At 62.0% G+C, this 17,903-nt stretch carries 14 protein-coding genes and 4 tRNA genes; 1 reads left to right on the top strand and 17 read right to left on the bottom strand.

Going from position 1 to position 17,903, the window contains the following annotated elements; all coding sequences use genetic code 11:
• Window positions 1–60: 60 nt before the first annotated feature.
• Window positions 61–137 (bottom strand) — tRNA-Val (locus M2394_RS19270).
• A 184-nt stretch (window positions 138–321) separates the two neighbouring features.
• Between M2394_RS19270 and M2394_RS19275 the strand changes: the two genes are divergently transcribed.
• Window positions 322–1,605 (top strand): FAD-binding oxidoreductase, encoded by a 1,284-nt coding sequence (locus M2394_RS19275; RefSeq protein ID WP_259173617.1) that lies wholly within the window; start codon window positions 322–324, stop codon window positions 1,603–1,605.
• 185 nt (window positions 1,606–1,790) lie between these two features.
• Here M2394_RS19275 and M2394_RS19280 read toward each other — a convergent pair.
• From M2394_RS19280 to leuB, 16 genes are all read right to left on the bottom strand, one after another.
• Window positions 1,791–1,867 (bottom strand) — tRNA-Asp (locus M2394_RS19280).
• 105 nt (window positions 1,868–1,972) lie between these two features.
• Window positions 1,973–2,049 (bottom strand) — tRNA-Asp (locus M2394_RS19285).
• Between the two features lie 55 nt (window positions 2,050–2,104).
• A tRNA-Val gene (locus tag M2394_RS19290) sits at window positions 2,105–2,180 on the bottom strand.
• Between the two features lie 107 nt (window positions 2,181–2,287).
• Window positions 2,288–3,052, bottom strand: coding sequence for an SDR family oxidoreductase (locus M2394_RS19295; protein ID WP_178924499.1), 765 nt, complete (start codon window positions 3,050–3,052; stop codon window positions 2,288–2,290).
• 11 nt (window positions 3,053–3,063) lie between these two features.
• Window positions 3,064–4,275, bottom strand: coding sequence for an O-succinylhomoserine sulfhydrylase (locus tag M2394_RS19300; RefSeq protein WP_178924436.1), 1,212 nt, complete (start codon window positions 4,273–4,275; stop codon window positions 3,064–3,066).
• A gap of 65 nt (window positions 4,276–4,340) precedes the next feature.
• Entirely contained in the window at window positions 4,341–5,846 is a 1,506-nt protein-coding gene (gene purF / locus M2394_RS19305) for an amidophosphoribosyltransferase (RefSeq protein WP_058426877.1), read from the bottom strand.
• 41 nt (window positions 5,847–5,887) lie between these two features.
• The gene (locus tag M2394_RS19310) at window positions 5,888–6,445 is read right to left on the bottom strand and encodes a CvpA family protein (RefSeq protein ID WP_003212681.1); all 558 of its coding nucleotides are present in this window, start codon (window positions 6,443–6,445) and stop codon (window positions 5,888–5,890) included.
• A 257-nt stretch (window positions 6,446–6,702) separates the two neighbouring features.
• Complete coding sequence (locus M2394_RS19315) at window positions 6,703–7,365, bottom strand: SPOR domain-containing protein (RefSeq protein ID WP_178924438.1); 663 nt, start codon at window positions 7,363–7,365, stop codon at window positions 6,703–6,705.
• A complete protein-coding gene (gene folC, locus M2394_RS19320) occupies window positions 7,349–8,656 on the bottom strand; it encodes a bifunctional tetrahydrofolate synthase/dihydrofolate synthase (protein ID WP_259173635.1) in 1,308 nt (435 codons plus the stop codon). The genes M2394_RS19315 and folC overlap by 17 nt, the downstream gene beginning before the upstream one ends.
• Window positions 8,653–9,573: an acetyl-CoA carboxylase, carboxyltransferase subunit beta gene (gene accD, locus M2394_RS19325; protein ID WP_025856447.1), complete on the bottom strand. Its 921-nt coding sequence runs from the start codon at window positions 9,571–9,573 to the stop codon at window positions 8,653–8,655. Before accD ends, folC begins: the two co-directional genes overlap by 4 nt.
• A gap of 244 nt (window positions 9,574–9,817) precedes the next feature.
• On the bottom strand, window positions 9,818–10,450 hold the full coding sequence (locus tag M2394_RS19330; RefSeq protein ID WP_259173650.1) for a phosphoribosylanthranilate isomerase: 633 nt from the start codon (window positions 10,448–10,450) through the stop codon (window positions 9,818–9,820).
• Window positions 10,451–10,514: 64 nt separating this feature from the next.
• Window positions 10,515–11,339 carry a tRNA pseudouridine(38-40) synthase TruA gene (gene truA, locus M2394_RS19335; RefSeq protein ID WP_178924501.1) on the bottom strand — a complete coding sequence of 275 codons (825 nt, stop codon included), beginning with the start codon at window positions 11,337–11,339 and terminating at the stop codon, window positions 10,515–10,517.
• Between the two features lie 232 nt (window positions 11,340–11,571).
• Window positions 11,572–14,163, bottom strand: a complete 2,592-nt coding sequence (locus M2394_RS19340; protein ID WP_259173654.1) for a FimV/HubP family polar landmark protein — start codon at window positions 14,161–14,163, stop codon at window positions 11,572–11,574.
• Between the two features lie 162 nt (window positions 14,164–14,325).
• On the bottom strand, window positions 14,326–15,336 hold the full coding sequence (locus tag M2394_RS19345; RefSeq protein ID WP_259173665.1) for an aspartate-semialdehyde dehydrogenase: 1,011 nt from the start codon (window positions 15,334–15,336) through the stop codon (window positions 14,326–14,328).
• A 254-nt stretch (window positions 15,337–15,590) separates the two neighbouring features.
• Window positions 15,591–16,703 (bottom strand): aspartate-semialdehyde dehydrogenase, encoded by a 1,113-nt coding sequence (gene asd, locus M2394_RS19350; protein WP_178924447.1) that lies wholly within the window; start codon window positions 16,701–16,703, stop codon window positions 15,591–15,593.
• A gap of 64 nt (window positions 16,704–16,767) precedes the next feature.
• Window positions 16,768–17,850, bottom strand: coding sequence for a 3-isopropylmalate dehydrogenase (leuB, locus tag M2394_RS19355; protein ID WP_178924449.1), 1,083 nt, complete (start codon window positions 17,848–17,850; stop codon window positions 16,768–16,770).
• Between the last annotated feature and the right edge of the window lie 53 nt (window positions 17,851–17,903).

Genomic DNA, 17,903 nt, shown 5'->3' on the forward strand with positions numbered 1-17,903 from the left:
CAAAAAAGGGCCCACCTTTCGGTGAGCCCTTCTAGACCGCCCAGCAGAGCGGATTTTGTTTGGTAGGCGCGATTGGACTCGAACCAACGACCCCCACCATGTCAAGGTGGTGCTCTAACCAACTGAGCTACGTGCCTGCTGTGAGGCGGCATTCTACGGAATTCCGAAGGGGTGTCAACATCTTTTTTGCAGCTAACCCTATGAATATGCGAATTTTTTATTTGCGTGGGGTACACCCGTGGTTTTCGGGTGGCTGGCAGGCAATTTTCAACTCAGGTAGGATCTGGGCACTCGTAAAAAATATAAAACAGAGGTTCCAGGATGGCGAACACCCCCTACCCCCAGTCGTATTACGCCGCGTCCGCCAATGCGGTCCCGCCTCGCCCAATGCTGCAAGGGGAAGTCGAAACCGATGTGTGCATCATTGGCGCTGGCTATACCGGCCTCTCCAGTGCGCTGTTCCTGCTGGAGAACGGTTTTCGCGTCACGGTACTGGAAGCCGCCAAGGTCGGGTTTGGCGCTTCGGGCCGCAATGGCGGGCAGATCGTCAACAGCTACAGCCGCGATATCGACGTGATCGAGCGCAGCGTGGGCCCGAAGCAGGCGCAACTGCTGGGGCAGATGGCGTTTGAAGGCGGCAAGATCATTCGCGAGCGGGTCGCCAAGTATCAGATCCAGTGCGACTTGAAGGACGGCGGCGTGTTCGCCGCCCTCAACAGCAAGCACATGGGCCACCTGGAGTCACAGAAGCGCCTGTGGGAACGCTACGGGCATACGCAGCTGGAACTGCTGGACGAACGCCGTATCCGCGAAGTGGTGGCGTGCGACAACTATGTCGGCGGCCTGCTGGACATGAGCGGCGGCCACATCCACCCGCTCAACCTGGCACTCGGCGAAGCGGCGGCCGTTGAATCCCTGGGCGGCACCATCTACGAACAATCGGCAGCAGTGCGCATCGAGCGCGGCGCCAACCCGGTGGTGCACACCGCAGAAGGCAAGGTCAGGGCGAAGTTCATCATTGTCGCGGGTAACGCCTACCTCGGGAACCTGGTGCCGGAGCTGGCGGCCAAGTCCATGCCCTGCGGCACGCAAGTCATCACCACCGCGCCGCTGGGTGATGAGCTGGCTAAAACGCTGCTGCCCCAGGATTACTGCGTCGAGGACTGCAACTACCTGCTCGACTACTACCGACTCACCCGCGACAAGCGCCTGATCTTCGGCGGCGGTGTGGTGTATGGCGCGCGTGACCCGGCCAACATCGAAGCCATCATCCGGCCGAAAATGCTCAAAGCGTTCCCGCAGCTCAAGGACGTGAAGATCGACTATGCCTGGACCGGCAATTTCCTGCTGACCCTGTCGCGCCTGCCGCAAGTGGGTCGCCTGGGCGACAACATCTACTATTCGCAGGGCTGCAGCGGCCATGGCGTGACGTACACGCACTTGGCAGGCAAGGTGCTGGCCGAGGCGCTCAGAGGCCAGGCAGAGCGTTTTGATGCGTTTGCCGACCTGCCGCACTACCCGTTCCCGGGCGGCCAATTGCTGCGCACACCGTTTGCCGCCATGGGCGCCTGGTATTACGGCCTGCGCGACAAATTGGGATTCTGACTCAGCTTGCGGGCGATGGCGATTTCACGGATGCCATCGCCCGCGAGCGGGCTCCTACAGATCGTATTTATCAAATCGCAGAAACAAAAAACCCCGGTCTTTCGACCAGGGTCTTTGCTATCGGATCAAAGTAGCCAGTGGCTTTCTTTGTGCTTCAAGGCGTTCAGTGGGCCTTGAGGCAGATATGGCGCAGCGGACGGGACTCGAACCCGCGACCCCCGGCGTGACAGGCCGGTATTCTAACCGACTGAACTACCGCTGCGTATCGCTTGACTGATTGAGCGAAACCCCTCAACCGTCTTTAAACATCTGATCGACCAGCCTTGGCTGTTCAATCTCAAGCCCGACGTATCGAACCTGGAAAATATGGCGCAGCGGACGGGACTCGAACCCGCGACCCCCGGCGTGACAGGCCGGTATTCTAACCGACTGAACTACCGCTGCGCGTCGGTGCAACCTTTAACGTTGCGTCTTGCCCTAAAGCAAAACTCTCAAGAAGTGGTGGGTGATGACGGGATCGAACCGCCGACCCTCTGCTTGTAAGGCAGATGCTCTCCCAGCTGAGCTAATCACCCTTTGCTTCGTTGAGGCCGCGAAATTTACGCAGGTAACGGACCTAAGTCAATACCCTGCTTGAAGTTTTTCTGAAAAAGACAAAATTGCTTCAAGACGGCCATCCGCCCTACTCGCTGTAAATCATCTTCTTGCTCATGCCACCGTCCACGACAAACTCTTGTCCGGTGACAAAACCGGCCTGGCGCGACAGCAACCACGCCACCATCGCGGCCACATCCTCCACCGTGCCCACCCGGCCTGCCGGATGCTGGGCATGATCAGCATCGCTCAACGGCTCGGCACGCCGTGCAGCCGGGTCACGCGCGTCAATCCAGCCCGGGCTGACCGCATTGACCCGCACTTCCGGCCCCAGGCTCATGGCCAGTGCGTGAGTCAGGGCCAGCAAGCCGCCCTTGCTCGCCGCATAGGCTTCGGTGTCCGGCTCCGATTGACGGGCACGGGTCGAGGCCAGGTTGACGATCGCCCCGCCGTGAGCGCGCAGGTACGGCGCACAGTGCTTGGCCAGCAGCATCGGCCCGCTCAGGTTCACCGCCAGCACCCGGTTCCAGTAAGCCAGGTCGAGGCTTTCCAGGGTGATGTTGTGCGGGTCGGCTACGGCAGCGTTGCACACCAACGCGTCCAGGCGCCCGAACTGACCAAGCACTTCAGCAACGCCTTGGGCCACCTGTTTCTCGTCAGCCACGTCCATGGTGATAAACCAGGCGTTGTCGCCCAGCACCTTGGACACCTTGGCACCGCGCTCGCGGTCAAGGTCGGTCAACACTACCTGCCAGCCTTCACTGATCAGCCACGCCGCGATACCGAGGCCGATGCCCCGCGCGGCGCCTGTCACCAGCGCTACACGGCCGTTACTGGCCGTCGCTGCTTCCATGGACCACTCGATCACAAGGCTGCCAGCCCGCGAGCCAGGTCCGCCTGCAGGTCGGCCACATCTTCCAGGCCGACCGCGATGCGGATCAGGCTGTCGCGGATACCGGCCGCTTCACGCTCCGCCGGCGCCAAGCGCCCGTGGGACGTGGTGCTCGGGTGGGTAATGGTGGTCTTGCTGTCACCCAGGTTGGCAGTGATGGAGATCAGCCGCGTGGCGTCGATAAAGCGCCAGGCGCCCTCTTTGCCGCCTTTCACTTCAAAACTCACCACCGCGCCGAAACCACGCTGCTGGCGCTGGGCCAACTCGTGCTGCGGGTGGCTCTTGAGGCCGGCGTAATGCACCTTCTCGATCCCATCCTGCTGCTCCAGCCATTCGGCCAGGGCCTGGGCGTTGGCGCAATGGGCCTTCATCCGCAGGTTGAGGGTTTCCAGGCCCTTGAGGAAAATCCAGGCGTTGAACGGGCTCAAGGTCGGGCCAGCGGTGCGCAGGAAGCCGACGACTTCTTTCATCTGCTCGCTGCGACCGGCCACCACACCGCCCATGCAACGACCCTGGCCGTCGATGAACTTGGTGGCCGAGTGCACGACGATGTCTGCGCCCAACTTCAACGGCTGTTGCAGTGCCGGCGTGCAGAAGCAGTTATCGACCACCAGCATCGCGCCCTTGGCGTGAGCCACTTCGGACAACGCGGCAATATCCACCAACTCGGCCAGCGGGTTGGAGGGCGACTCGACGAACAGCAGCTTGGTATTGGCCTTGATCGCCTTATCCCAGCCAGACAAGTCCGCCAGGGGCACGTAGTCCACTTCGATACCGAAGCGCTTGAAATACTTTTCGAACAGGCTGATGGTCGAGCCGAACACACTGCGCGACACCAACACATGGTCGCCCGCGCTGCACAGGCTCATCACCACCGCCAGGATCGCTGCCATGCCGGTTGCCGTCGCCACCGCCTGCTCGGCCCCTTCCAGCGCCGCGATACGCTCTTCGAACGCACGCACGGTCGGGTTGGTGTAGCGCGAATACACGTTGCCCGGCACCTCACCGGCAAACCGCGCAGCCGCATCGGCCGCGGTGCGGAACACATAGCTGGAGGTGAAGAACATCGGATCACCGTGCTCACCTTCCGGGGTGCGGTGCTGGCCAGCGCGCACAGCCAGGGTATCGAAAGCTACGCCATCGAGGTCGCTGTCCAACCGACCGGCATCCCATTCCTGACTCATGCTGCCACTCCTTACTCAATTCTTTATTTAAGATACAAAACCGGCCCCTCAGGGCCGGTGTTTACTCAGTTGTTGTACAGATCGATGATCGCGCTGACCGCCTGGGTCTTGATCTTCGACGAGTCGTTACGCGCCTGCTCGATCTTGTTCAGGTAGGCCTCGTCGACGTCACCGGTCACGTACTTGCCATCGAACACGGCGCAGTCGAACTGCTCGATCTTGATCTTGCCACCGCCAACCGCTTCGATCAGGTCCGGCAGGTCCTGGTAGATCAGCCAGTCGGCGCCGATCAGGTCGGCCACGTCCTGGGTCGAACGGTTGTGAGCGATCAGCTCGTGGGCGCTCGGCATGTCGATGCCGTACACGTTCGGGTAACGCACGGCTGGCGCTGCGGAACAGAAGTACACGTTCTTCGCACCGGCTTCGCGGGCCATCTGGATGATCTGCTTGCAGGTGGTGCCGCGCACAATGGAGTCGTCCACCAGCATCACGTTCTTGCCGCGGAATTCCAACTCGATGGCGTTGAGCTTCTGACGCACCGACTTCTTGCGCGCTGCCTGGCCGGGCATGATGAAGGTCCGGCCGATGTAGCGGTTCTTCACGAAGCCTTCGCGGAACTTGACGCCCAAATGGTTGGCCAGCTCCAGCGCAGCGGTACGACTGGTGTCCGGAATCGGGATCACCACGTCGATGTCGTGCTCAGGACGCTCGCGCAGGATCTTCTCGGCCAGCTTCTCGCCCATGCGCAGGCGCGCTTTGTAGACCGAAACGCCGTCAATGATCGAATCCGGACGCGCCAGGTAGACGTGTTCGAAGATGCATGGGGTGAGTTTCGGCGCCACGGCGCATTGACGGGTGTGCAGCTTGCCGTCTTCGGTGATGTACACCGCTTCGCCCGGCGCGAGGTCGCGGATCAGGGTGAAGCCGAGCACGTCCAGGGACACGCTTTCGGAAGCGATCATGTACTCGACGCCTTCGTCGGTGTGACGCTGGCCGAACACGATCGGGCGGATGCCGTGGGGGTCACGGAAACCAACGATGCCATAACCGGTGACCATGGCCACGACGGCGTAGCCACCGACGCAACGGTTGTGCACGTCGGTCACGGCGGCAAACACGTCTTCTTCGGTCGGCTGCAGCTTGCCGCGCTGGGCCAACTCGTGGGCGAACACGTTGAGCAGCACTTCCGAGTCGGAGCTGGTGTTGACGTGGCGCAGGTCAGATTCGTAAATCTCCTTGGCCAGCTGTTCAACGTTGGTCAGGTTACCGTTGTGCGCCAGGGTGATGCCGTAAGGCGAGTTGACGTAAAACGGTTGAGCTTCGGCCGAAGTCGAGCTACCGGCAGTCGGATAACGCACATGGCCAATACCCATGTGCCCGACCAGGCGCTGCATGTGACGCTGATGGAACACGTCACGAACCAGGCCATTGTCCTTGCGCAGGAATAACCGGCCGTCGTGGCTGGTCACAATACCGGCAGCGTCCTGGCCGCGGTGCTGGAGGACGGTTAGCGCGTCATACAGCGCCTGATTGACGTTCGACTTACCGACGATACCGACGATGCCACACATGCGACGCAACCCCTACTTAATGAATCTTGACTGAACACAACTTACTGAGGCGTTTTGGCCGGTAAGAGGTGCTCCTTGAACGGAAGGTCAGCGGGTACGCTGATTCCGCTGGCCAGCCACTGACTGCTCCACCCCAATATGAGGTTCTTGGACCAATCTGCAACCAATAGAAATTTTGGCACGAGTACCGACTCCTGCCACCACGAATCCTGCTGTACTGGCCCCAGGCTCAACAGTCCGACCGCCACAACCACCAGCAAGCCGCCACGTGCGGCGCCGAAGGCCATGCCGAGAAATCGATCGGTCCCGGAGAGGCCGGTGACACGTATCAACTCGCCAATAAGATAATTGACCATTGCCCCCACCAGCAGCGTGGCGATGAACATGATGGCGCAGCCCGCGATGACGCGAGCCGAAGGTGTCTCGATGTATCCGGCCAGGTAGACCGACAGTGAACCGCCGAACATCCAGGCTACGACTCCTGCGATGATCCAGGTCAGCAACGACAGTGCTTCTTTTACGAAGCCGCGGCTTAGACTGATCAAAGCGGAGATGGCGACGATGGCAACGATCGCCCAATCAACCCAGGTAAATGGCACAGTGCAGCCTACGGACAGATGAGGCGGCGCATTTTAGCAGAGCGCTGGGCTGTCGGTAAGCTGTGATTACGGCTGCGTTGCAAATCAATAGGTTGGGGTTAGAAAACCCGATTTCAACCACACCCCAAAACCCATGTGGGAGCTGACTTGCCTGCGATAGGGCCGGCACATTCAACATTACTGTTGATTGACCCACCCTCATCGCAGGCAAGCCAGCTCCCACATTTGGCTTGCATTCCAATCAGAGACTGGCGGTATTAACCGCGCTCAGGCTGGAAACGGGTCACGAAACCCTTGAGGTTCTGCTGGCGATCCAGCAGGTCCCGCAGCCGGTCCGCCTCGGCACGCTCGATCAGCGGCCCGATAAACACGCGGTTCTTGCCATCGGCGCTGCGGATATAGGCGTTATAGCCCTGGCTGCGCAGTTTTTTCTGCAAGGCATCAGCACCTTCACGGTTGCCCAGGCTGGCCACTTGGATGGACCAGCTGATCGGCAAACCATTCGGGTCGATGCGGCTCTGACCCACATCCGGCTTACCCGGCGCAGCCGGTTGCGGCGCTACCGGTTTGGGCGCAGGTGCTGGGGCAGCGGGCTTCGCGGCTGCCACCGGCGCAGCAGGCGCTGGCTTGACCACTGGCACACTCGGCTGCACAGGCGCTGAAGGCGGCTGCTGGGCAGCCACTTCCGCATCGCTCGGCACCGGCTCTTCCTCCGGCAATGCTTGGGGCTCGGGCACCACCACCGGCTCGACCTGTACCTGGGGCACTGCAGGCGCCTGGGGCGCAGCCGGGGCCTCTACGACAACCTGGCGCTGCTCGTCCTGGCGGGAAAACAGCATCGGCAAAAAAATCACCGCCAACGCCACCAGAACCAGGGCTCCGACCATTCGCTGCTTGTATGCGCTATCCAGTAATGCCATGTGCAGCTTCCTCCGTGGAGCGCCGGGCCAACCACTCAAGCGCCTCGGCAACACAATAAAATGATCCGAACAACAGAATCTCATCGTCAGGTGTGGCAACGGCGCACTGCGCCTCAAGGGCATCAGTCACGCTTGCATACGACGCCACCGGCGCACCAAGGTTCTGCAAGGCCGCTTCAAGCTCGGCGGCCGGGCGGCTGCGCGGCGTATCCAGCGGCGCTACAGCCCAGGCCTGGACATTGCCCAGCAAGGGCGCAACCACGCCCTCCAGGTCTTTGTCGGCCAGCAAGCCAAACACGGCCAGTCGACGACCGGCCGGCGGCGTGCGGGACAAACGCTGCGCCAAGTACTCGGCCGCATGGGGATTGTGCCCCACGTCAAGCAACAGGTTCAGGCGCTTACCCTGCCATTCGAACTCACGACGGTCCAGACGCCCCACCACGCGAGTCGCCAGCAAGGTAGCGGCGATCTGCTCGGCATTCCAAGGCAGGTCCAGCAGCAGATAGGCCTGCAGGGCCAGTGCGGCATTTTCCATCGGCAGGTTCAGCAACGGCAGGTCGCGTAACTCGACAACTTGGCCGCGCCCATCACGCCCACACCATTGCCAGCGCTGCTCACCGATCTCCAGGCTGAATTCGCGGCCACGCAGGAAGAACGGGCAATCCAGCTCACGCACCTTGTCGAGCAAGGTGTGCGGCGGGTCAAGATCACCACACAGCGCCGGCTTGCCCTGGCGGAAGATCCCGGCCTTTTCAAAGGCGACGGACTCGCGGGTATTGCCCAGGTAATCGGCGTGGTCCACACCAATGCTGGTGATCAACGCCAGGTCGGCGTCCACCACATTGACCGTGTCCAGGCGCCCGCCCAGGCCAACTTCCAGCACGACCACATCCAGCTGGGCACGCTCGAACAGCCAGAACGCCGCCAGGGTGCCCATTTCGAAGTAAGTCAGGGAAATCTCGCCACGCCCGGCATCGAGTGCGGCGAAGGCTTCGCAGAGTTGCTCATCAGTGGCTTCGACGCCATTGAGCTGCACCCGCTCGTTATAACGCAGCAGGTGCGGGGAATTGTACACGCCCACTTTCAGCCCTTGGGCTTGCAGCAGCGCGGCGACAAAGGCGCAGGTAGAGCCTTTGCCGTTGGTACCGGTCACCGTGATCACGCGCGGTGCCGGGCGGCCCAACCCGAGGCGGGCCGCTACCTGTTGCGAGCGCTCCAGGCCCATGTCGATGGCGGACGGATGCAACTGCTCAAGGTAGGCGAGCCATTCGCCCAGGGTACGTTGGGTCATAGGTTTGCTGGCACCGGTGGCACGACGATCGGTTCGACTTTAGGCGCAACGTACACAGGGGTAGGCAGGCCCATCATCTGTGCCAGCAGGTTACCCAGGCGTGGGCGCAGCTCGCCACGCGGGATGATCAGGTCGATGGCGCCGTGCTCCAGCAGGAACTCGCTGCGCTGGAAGCCTTCCGGCAGTTTTTCACGCACGGTCTGCTCAATCACGCGCGGACCAGCAAAGCCGATCAGGGCCTTTGGTTCGCCAACGATCACGTCACCCAGCATCGCCAGGCTCGCGGAAACGCCGCCGTAGACCGGGTCGGTCAGCACGGAGATGAACGGGATGCCTTCTTCACGCAGACGCGCCAGTACCGCAGAGGTCTTGGCCATTTGCATCAGGGAAATCAGGGCTTCCTGCATGCGCGCACCACCGGAGGCGGCGAAGCAGATCATCGGGCAACGGTTTTCCAGGGCGTAGTTGGCAGCGCGCACAAAGCGCTCACCGACGATGGCACCCATGGAGCCGCCCATGAACGAGAACTCGAACGCCGACACCACGACAGGCATGCCCAGCAGCTTGCCGCTGACGGAAATCAACGCGTCTTTCTCGCCGGTCTGCTTTTGCGCAGCGGTCAGGCGGTCCTTGTACTTCTTGCCGTCGCGGAACTTGAGACGGTCGACCGGCTCCAGGTCAGCACCCAGCTCGTTGCGACCTTCTGCATCAAGGAAGATGTCGATGCGGGCGCGGGCGCCGATACGCATGTGGTGGTTGCACTTGGGGCAAACGTCCAGGGTCTTTTCCAGCTCCGGGCGGTACAGCACCGCGTCGCAGGATGGGCACTTGTGCCACAGACCTTCAGGAACCGAGCTTTTCTTCACCTCGGAACGCATGATCGAAGGGATCAGTTTGTCTACTAACCAGTTGCTCATGCTTTCTTTCTCCAGTACCGGTGGCTTGAACACAGCCCCGCGTATGCCCTTGAGCTAAATTCATATGTGGCGATGACGCATGCAGGACGGGGTCAGGTGTTCGACCGGCCATTTCCTGCACACTTCCTCAGCCTTCCAGACAACCTGCCCGTGCAAGGTTGCCACTTCATTTCCGGGCCTCCCGCAGGCGGCGCCGGGCTGTTTTACACAGTGGTAGTTATGGACGGCGGCAGACTGCCAGCCGTCACATCCCGCCACTGCTGTTGCGCACGGCTTGCATGAATGCGCGAATCTTGGCGTGATCCTTGATGCCCTTGCCCTGCTCCACCCCACCGCTGACATCCACGGCATACGGGCGCACCTGCTCGATCGCAGCCCCGACATTCGCGGGGTTGAGCCCGCCCGCCAGGATGATCGGCTTGCTCAGGCCCTCGGGAATCAGCGACCAATCGAACGCCTCCCCCGTCCCCCCGGGTACGCCTTCGACATAGGTGTCCAGCAAAATCCCGCGAGCGCCGGTGTAGGCCGCGCATGCCGCCGCGATATCGTCGCCGGCCTTGACGCGCAACGCCTTGATGTAAGGGCGCTGGTAGCTTTCGCACTCATCAGGGCTTTCGTCACCGTGAAACTGCAGCATGTCCAGCGGCACGGCATCCAGGGTTTCGTTGAGTTCACAGCGGCTGGCGTTGACGAACAAGCCCACGGTGGTCACGAACGGCGGCAGCGCGGCGATGATCGCCCGTGCCTGCAAGACATTCACCGCACGCGGGCTCTTGGCGTAAAACACGAAACCGATGGCATCCGCTCCCGCCTCGACTGCCGCCAGCGCGTCTTCCATGCGGGTAATCCCGCAAATCTTGCTGCGAACGGCGGACATGTCGTGAAAACCTCAGGCATCGGACCGATAAAGTCCCGGATGGTAACAAAAGCTTTTCCGGGCGTCAGCCGCCAAGTTCGCTGAAACCGGTGAGGAAGTGTGGCCCGATGAAACGTTCCGGCAATTCGAACTCGTCGCGATACTCCACATCCACCAGGTACAGGCCGAAAGGGTGAGCCGTCACGCCGCCGGTACGGCGGATCCGGCTTTCCAGCACCTCCTTGGCCCATTCCACCGGGCGCTCGCCCGTGCCGATGGTCATCAACACACCGGCAATGTTGCGCACCATGTGATGCAGGAACGCCCCGGCGCGGATATCCAGCACGATCATCTTGCCGTGACGGGTCACCCGCAGGTGGTGGACTTCCTTGATCGGCGACTTGGCCTGGCACTGGCCGGCGCGGAACGCACTGAAGTCATGCACGCCTACCAGATACTGCGCGGCCTCGGCCATGCGGTCTGCGTCCAGCGGGCGGTGGTTCCAGGTGATTTCTTCGTTGAGGTGCGCCGGGCGGATCTGATCGTTGTAGATCACGTAGCGGTAGCGCCGGGCGATGGCCTTGAAGCGCGCATGAAAGTGCGCAGGCATGACCTTGGCCCAACTGACGCTGACATCATGGGGCAAGTTGATATTGGCGCCCATGACCCACGCCTTCATTGAGCGCTCGGCTTGGGTATCGAAGTGCACCACCTGGCCACAGGCGTGCACACCGGCGTCCGTACGCCCGGCGCACATCAACGACACCGGCGAGTCGGCGACCTTCGACAAGGCGTTTTCCAGGGTTTCCTGCACCGTCGGTACACCCGAGGCCTGGCGCTGCCAGCCGCGATAGCGCGAGCCTTTGTATTCCACGCCCAGGGCGATGCGGTAAAAGCCTGCGGCCGCCATTTCGGCAGCCGGGTTATCTATATTTGCCAAGAACTGAGAGCCTGATGAGTTGCGCAAAGGTGGCCATTATAAAGGCCGAAATAGCGAGATGGGCGCTTTTGTTAAGGACTGGCGCCGAGCCAAATGTGGGAGCGGGCTTGCTCGCGAATGCGCAGTGTCAGTCACTGCAAATGGTGACTGAACCATCGTATTCGCGAGCAAGCCCGCTCCCACATTAGAGTTTCGTCGCCCGTCAGATACGGCCGAGCATTTCCTTGGCCTCGCCGCGCTGAACCTCGTCACCTTCGGTCAGCACTTCGCTGAGAATGTCCCGCGCACCGTCGGCATCCCCCATGTCGATATAGGCCTGGGCCAGGTCCAGCTTGGTCGCGACTTCATCGGTGCCGGAGAGGAAATCGAATTCCGGCTCATCGCCCCCCAGCGCCGCGTCTTCAGCAGTAAAGGACGGCTCGATGGGCGGATGCTCAAGGCTCTGGGACAGACGATCCAACTCAGCGTTGACGTCATCCAGCTCCGACGCAAACGCATCGGGCTTGGCAGCGCCAGGCGTCTCTGGCTCATCGGCCAGGGACAGGTCGAAGTCTTCCGGCAGGTCGAAATCGTCCAGCGCAGCCGGCGTGAGGGTGGGCGGTTCAACGGCTGGCACGTCCTTCATCTGGTCTTCAAGGCCCGAGAGGAAGTCGTCATCGGACTGCGCAGAGCCCGGCGCGTCCAGTTGCAGGTCCAGGTCAAAGTCCGACAGGTCGTCCGGGCTGGCCTTGGCATCGGTCTGCTGTTGCAGCACCGACTCAAAGCTCAACTCATCATCCGGGATGACCACAGCCGGGGAAGCCGCTTCCAGGTCGTCCAGGCTCAGGTCGAAATCGGTGTCGAACGCATCAGCCTCGGGAGCAGGCGTCGGCGCCGGTGCGGCCGGCTTGTCTTCCAGCAGGTCCTTGACGTACTGGGCGTCCAGCGCGGCGGCGGCAACCGCGGCGCTGACACCAGCCGCCAACACGGCCATGGCCGGGAAGCGCGACTTGAGCTGTTCAACCTGGGCATGGTTTTCACCATTGGCTACCAGTTGACGCTCCTGGGTCACGAAACCGTCCTTATCGTTTTGCAGGCCGTAGACTTCCATCAGCTTCAAACGCAGGTCGCTGCGCTTGGGCTCGTGCTTGATCGCCTGCTCCAGCACATCGGCGGCCTGGTTCAGGTGGCCGCGATCGATATGGGACTGGGCCTGCGCCAGGGCGTCGCTGGAATTCATCGGGGCCACTGCAACGGCCAAAGGCGCGAGCACGGAGGCAACGGTTGGTGTGATTACCGGCTCCTCAACCACCAGGGCGGGGGTTGGGGCCGCTGCCAGCTTTACATTGGGAGCTGGCACCTCCAGGCCTTCGAAGCTGTCTGGTGGCAGGTCATGATCGAGGTTGGAGGTGAACTCCGGCTCTTCCGCCAGCGCCCGCGCCATGCGCAGGTGTTTTTCCTCTTCGCGGCGAGCGTTGCGATGACGCGCCCACAGCAGCAGGAGCAGCAACACCACCAGGCCCGCCGCACCGCCGACCACGCCGAGCACGATCGGGTTGGTCAGCAGGTCGTTGAATTTGTCTTCGGCCGAGGCAGGCGCGGCTTGCGGCTTGATCGGCTCAGGGGCTGGCGCAGTGGCTTCCGGGGTCGCAGGCGCAGGCGTGGCAGGTGCCGCGGCGGCCGGAGCGTTGGCCAACTGCGCCGACATCGCTGCCGTCGCAGGGGCAGCAGACGGGTCGCCTTTTTCGGCCTGCAAGCGCGCCAGCTGATCGTTTTTCAGCTGGATCAGCTTTTGCAGCTTGTCCAACTGGCTTTGCAGATCGGCCGCACGGCTTTTCAGTTCTTCATTGTCGCGACGGGTGGTGTCCAGTTGTTCCTGAGTCATCGCCAGCTTGTCGCTCAGGGCGCGGTTGTCACCCGCCTTGCCCTTCGCGCCTTTTTTGGCGGACTCGGCCGAGACCAGGCTCAGGTTGTCCTGGGTGTTGGTGCTTGAGGGTGCACTGCCCGCCTGGGTCCGCTTGGTGGCGTCCAGTTGTTGCTTGCCGGCCACCGGGTTCGTCGCCGCGCGACGGCCCTGGCGCCAGGCATTGTTCTGCGCAGTCACCTCGGCAATGGCCTTCGATTGCGGCAGGCTGGTGGCTTGCACACGATCCGGCAGGCGCAGGACCTGGCCGGTTTTCAAACGGTTGATGTTGCCATCGATGAAGGCATCCGGGTTGAGCGCCTGGATCGCCAGCATCGTTTGCTGCACCGACGCGCCATTACGGTTCTTCTCGGCGATTTCCCACAGGGTGTCGCGCGAAGTCGTGGTGTGCTGGGCCGGTTTGCTGACGGCAGGCGCGGTATTCGCCGGCGCGCTCAAACGCACTGTCGGCGCAGGAGCCGCTGCCGTCGGTGCAGGTGTTGCCTGATCGAACTTGGCCGGGTCGAGCAGCACGCTGTAGTCGCGCATCAGGCGGCCATTGGGCCATTGCACCTGCAGCAGGAAGCGTATGTAGGAATCGGGCAACGGCTTGCTGGAGGTGACACGCACCACGCTGCGCCCATTAGGGTTGATGACCGGGGTAAACGTCAGGTCATTGAGGAATGCCTGGCGATCGACGCCCGCATCCACAAACGCCTGGGACGACGCCAGGCTCGGGGTGATCTCGGACGCGGTGAGGCCACCGACATCGAGCAGTTCGATTTCCACCGACAACGGCTGGTTCAACTTCGACTTGAGGGTCATTTCCCCCAGCTGCAGCGCCTGCGCCATACCGGAGGACAGCGCCGAGGCAGCCGCTATTGCTAACACCAGTTTGCGAACTTGAACCATAGCCTCATCCTTTGTCTGAACACTCCCCGGCCCGCGAGAAGGTTGGTAACCGCTGCCATAAGGCATGGCGAGCCGATAGGTCACCGACGCGCATCTTTTGCTGCTTGGGGCCAAGCATAGCGCCTGGCTAGAATCAATCTACAAATTGCCGCCAAGTATCTTTTACGCAAGGCCTTTTATCAACAACTGCGCCAGCTGCACCGCATTCAGGGCGGCGCCTTTGCGTACGTTATCTGACGTCAGCCACAGATTTAGTTCCGCGGGGTCATCCACACCTGCACGAACCCGGCCCACGTAGACCACGTCCTGGCCCACCGCATCGCCCACGGCCGTTGGGTAATCGCCCTCCTCGACCAGCTCGATACCCGGTGCAGCCTCAAGCACGCGGTTGACGACCGCCAGATCGACCGGCGCCCCCAGTTGCAATGACACAGTCAGGCTATCGCCAAAAAACACCGGGGCTTGAACGCAGGTTGCGGAAATCTTCAGCAACGGCATGTCCAGTACTGCGCGCAGCTCGTGTACGAGGCGTTTCTCCAGGGCTGTATGACCTTGGGCGTCTGGCTTGCCGACCTGGGCCAGCAGGTTGAAGGCCATTTGCCGATCAAAGAACTGCGGCTCCAGCGGTCGCACGTTCAACAGCTCGGCGGTCTGCCGGGCCAACTCACTGACGGCTTCGCGGCCCTGGGCCGACACCGCCAGGTTGGCGGTGACGCTGACGCGCTGGATATCGAGCAACCCGCGCAACGGCGCCAGCACCACTGCCAGATTGGTGGCCGATGGGCTTGGACTACCGAGCTGAAATGGTTTGCTCAGCCCGTTCAACACGTGCGCATTGGCCTCCGGCACAACCTGAGGCGCTTGTTCGGCCGGCAACGCACCGGACAGATCGATCACCGAGCAACCCGCCGCCGTAGCACGCGGGGCGAAGCTCAAGGTTACAGCCGGGCCCGCGGCAAAGAACGCCAGCTGCACCTTGCTGAAATCAAACTCGTCGACTTCCTTGACCCGCACGTTCTTGCCGCGAAACGGCACCGACGCACCGGCCGAGTTGCTGCCGGCCAGCAAATGCAGGGCGCCGACCGGGAAGTCCAGTTCTTCGAGGATCTGCACCAGGGTTTCACCGACAGTGCCGGTGGCGCCGATCACGGCGATATCAAAGGTCTGGGTCATGGGGGCTGCCTCGGGCATTGCGGGGGGAGCGGCACTTTACCGGGTGGCTGGGGGTGAGGCAATTGAACCGGCTTATGCGGTGGAGCTGATGGCCCTATCGCAGGCAAGCCAGCTCCCACATTTGACCGTGTTCACAAATCAAAATGTGGGAGCTGCGGTGCGACGATTCGACTTGCCTGCAATGGCGACCTCAAGAACAACAAAAAACCCGCGCCTGTCACCAGAACGCGGGTTTTTCTTATTGCCTTACGCGATCAACGCTCCAGCAAGATCCGCAGCATGCGGCGCAGCGGTTCGGCCGCGCCCCACAGCAGTTGGTCGCCAACGGTGAACGCGCCCAGGTACTGGGTGCCCATGTTCAGCTTGCGCAGGCGGCCCACCGGTACATTCAGGGTGCCGGTGACCTTGGTCGGGCTCAGCTCCTGCATGCTGATGTCGCGGTTGTTCGGCACCAGCTTGACCCATGGGTTGTGCTGGCTGATCAACGCTTCGATATCGGCGATCGGCACGTCTTTGTTCAGCTTGATGGTCAGTGCCTGGCTGTGGCAGCGCATCGCGCCGATACGCACGCAGATGCCGTCCACCGGGATCGGGCTCTTGAAGCGACCGAGGATCTTGTTGGTCTCGGCCTGGGCCTTCCACTCTTCGCGGCTCTGGCCGTTCGGCAGCTCTTTGTCGATCCACGGGATCAGGCTACCGGCCAATGGCACGCCGAAGTTCTCGGTCGGGTAGGCATCGCTGCGCATGGCTTCGGCCACGCGGCGGTCGATGTCGAGGATCGCGCTGGCCGGGTCGGCCAGTTGATCGGCCACGGCCGCGTGGGTCGCGCCCATCTGCTTGATCAGCTCACGCATGTTCTGCGCGCCGGCACCGGAGGCCGCCTGATAGGTCATGGCACTCATCCACTCGACCAGGCCGGCTTCGAACAAGCCACCCAGGCCCATCAGCATCAGGCTGACGGTGCAGTTGCCGCCGACGTAGTTCTTGGTGCCCGCATCCAACTGCTGGTCGATGACCTTGCGGTTCACCGGGTCGAGGATGATCACCGCGTCGTCCTGCATGCGCAGGCTCGACGCGGCGTCGATCCAGTAACCCTGCCAGCCGGCTTCGCGCAGCTTGGGGAAGACTTCGCTGGTGTAGTCGCCACCCTGGCAGGTCAGAATCACGTCGAGGGTTTTCAGCTCTTCAATGCTGTAGGCGTCCTTGAGCGGGGCAATATCCTTGCCCACAGACGGCCCTTGGCCACCCACATTCGAAGTGGTGAAAAACACCGGCTCAATAAGATCGAAATCCTGCTCTTCCAGCATCCGCTGCATGAGCACGGAACCGACCATACCGCGCCAACCGATCAGACCTACACGTTTCATCGCAACTACACCTTGTTAAAAAGTGGGCCGCCTGCAGCAAACTTCTGCAAGGGGGCCCGAGAGATTACAGATTCCGCAGCGCGGCGACTACTGCGTCGCCCATTTCTTGCGTTCCAACTTTGGTGCAACCCTGCGACCAGATGTCGCCGGTGCGCAAACCCTGGTCCAGCACCAGGCTCACGGCCTTCTCTATGGCGTCGGCCGCTTCACTCAGGTTGAAGCTGTAACGCAGCATCATCGACACCGACAGAATGGTCGCCAGCGGGTTGGCAATGCCTTGGCCTGCGATGTCTGGCGCCGAACCGTGGCAAGGCTCGTACATGCCCTTGTTGTTGGTGTCCAGGGACGCCGACGGCAGCATGCCGATGGAGCCGGTGAGCATCGAGGCCTGGTCGGACAGGATGTCGCCGAACAGGTTGTCGGTGACGATCACGTCGAACTGCTTGGGTGCGCGCACCAGTTGCATGGCGGCGTTGTCGACGTACATGTGGCTCAGTTCGACATCCGGGTAGTCCTTGGCCACTTCTTCGACGATTTCACGCCACAGCTGGCTGGAGGCCAACACGTTGGCCTTGTCCACCGAGCAGACCTTCTTGCCACGCACACGGGCCATGTCGAAGCCGACACGGGCAATACGGCGGATTTCGCTTTCGCTGTACGGCAGGGTGTCGTAGGCCTGGCGTTCGCCATTCTCCAACTCACGCACGCCACGTGGCGAGCCAAAGTAGATACCGCCGGTCAGTTCACGCACGATCAGGATGTCCAGGCCCGCGACCACGTCCGGCTTGAGGCTCGACGCATCAGCCAATTGCGGGTAGAGGATCGCCGGGCGCAGGTTGCCGAACAGGCCCAGTTGCGCACGGATCTTCAACAGGCCGCGCTCAGGGCGGATGTCACGTTCGATCTTGTCCCATTTCGGGCCACCCACGGCGCCGAGCAGTACGGCGTCCGCCGCACGGGCGCGGTCCAGGGTCTCATCGGCCAGCGGTACGCCGTGCTTGTCGATGGCGGCGCCGCCGATCACGTCGTGGCTCAGCTCGAAGCCCAGGCTGTACTTGGTGTTGGCCAATTCCAGGACCTTGACCGCTTCGGCCATGATTTCCGGACCAATACCGTCGCCAGGGAGAATCAGAATCTGCTTGCTCATGGGTTCCTCATTTCATCAAGCGGCCTGCCCGCGGGCAGGTCGGGAAAAATCGA

The organism is Pseudomonas sp. BIGb0164 (assembly GCF_024810135.1).
GTDB lineage: Bacteria > Pseudomonadota > Gammaproteobacteria > Pseudomonadales > Pseudomonadaceae > Aquipseudomonas.

Coding starts and splice junctions, on each gene's coding strand:
- accD (WP_025856447.1), bottom strand. CDS start 9,573: ATGAGCAACTGGTTAGTAGACAAACTGATCCCTTCGATCATGCGTTCC.
- leuB (WP_178924449.1), bottom strand. CDS start 17,850: ATGAGCAAGCAGATTCTGATTCTCCCTGGCGACGGTATTGGTCCGGAA.
- purF (WP_058426877.1), bottom strand. CDS start 5,846: ATGTGTGGCATCGTCGGTATCGTCGGTAAGTCGAACGTCAATCAGGCG.
- asd (WP_178924447.1), bottom strand. CDS start 16,703: ATGAAACGTGTAGGTCTGATCGGTTGGCGCGGTATGGTCGGTTCCGTG.
- M2394_RS19315 (WP_178924438.1), bottom strand. CDS start 7,365: ATGGCATTACTGGATAGCGCATACAAGCAGCGAATGGTCGGAGCCCTG.
- M2394_RS19340 (WP_259173654.1), bottom strand. CDS start 14,163: ATGGTTCAAGTTCGCAAACTGGTGTTAGCAATAGCGGCTGCCTCGGCG.
- folC (WP_259173635.1), bottom strand. CDS start 8,656: ATGACCCAACGTACCCTGGGCGAATGGCTCGCCTACCTTGAGCAGTTG.
- M2394_RS19300 (WP_178924436.1), bottom strand. CDS start 4,275: ATGAGTCAGGAATGGGATGCCGGTCGGTTGGACAGCGACCTCGATGGC.
- M2394_RS19330 (WP_259173650.1), bottom strand. CDS start 10,450: ATGTCCGCCGTTCGCAGCAAGATTTGCGGGATTACCCGCATGGAAGAC.
- M2394_RS19275 (WP_259173617.1), top strand. CDS start 322: ATGGCGAACACCCCCTACCCCCAGTCGTATTACGCCGCGTCCGCCAAT.
- truA (WP_178924501.1), bottom strand. CDS start 11,339: ATGGCGGCCGCAGGCTTTTACCGCATCGCCCTGGGCGTGGAATACAAA.
- M2394_RS19295 (WP_178924499.1), bottom strand. CDS start 3,052: ATGGAAGCAGCGACGGCCAGTAACGGCCGTGTAGCGCTGGTGACAGGC.
- M2394_RS19345 (WP_259173665.1), bottom strand. CDS start 15,336: ATGACCCAGACCTTTGATATCGCCGTGATCGGCGCCACCGGCACTGTC.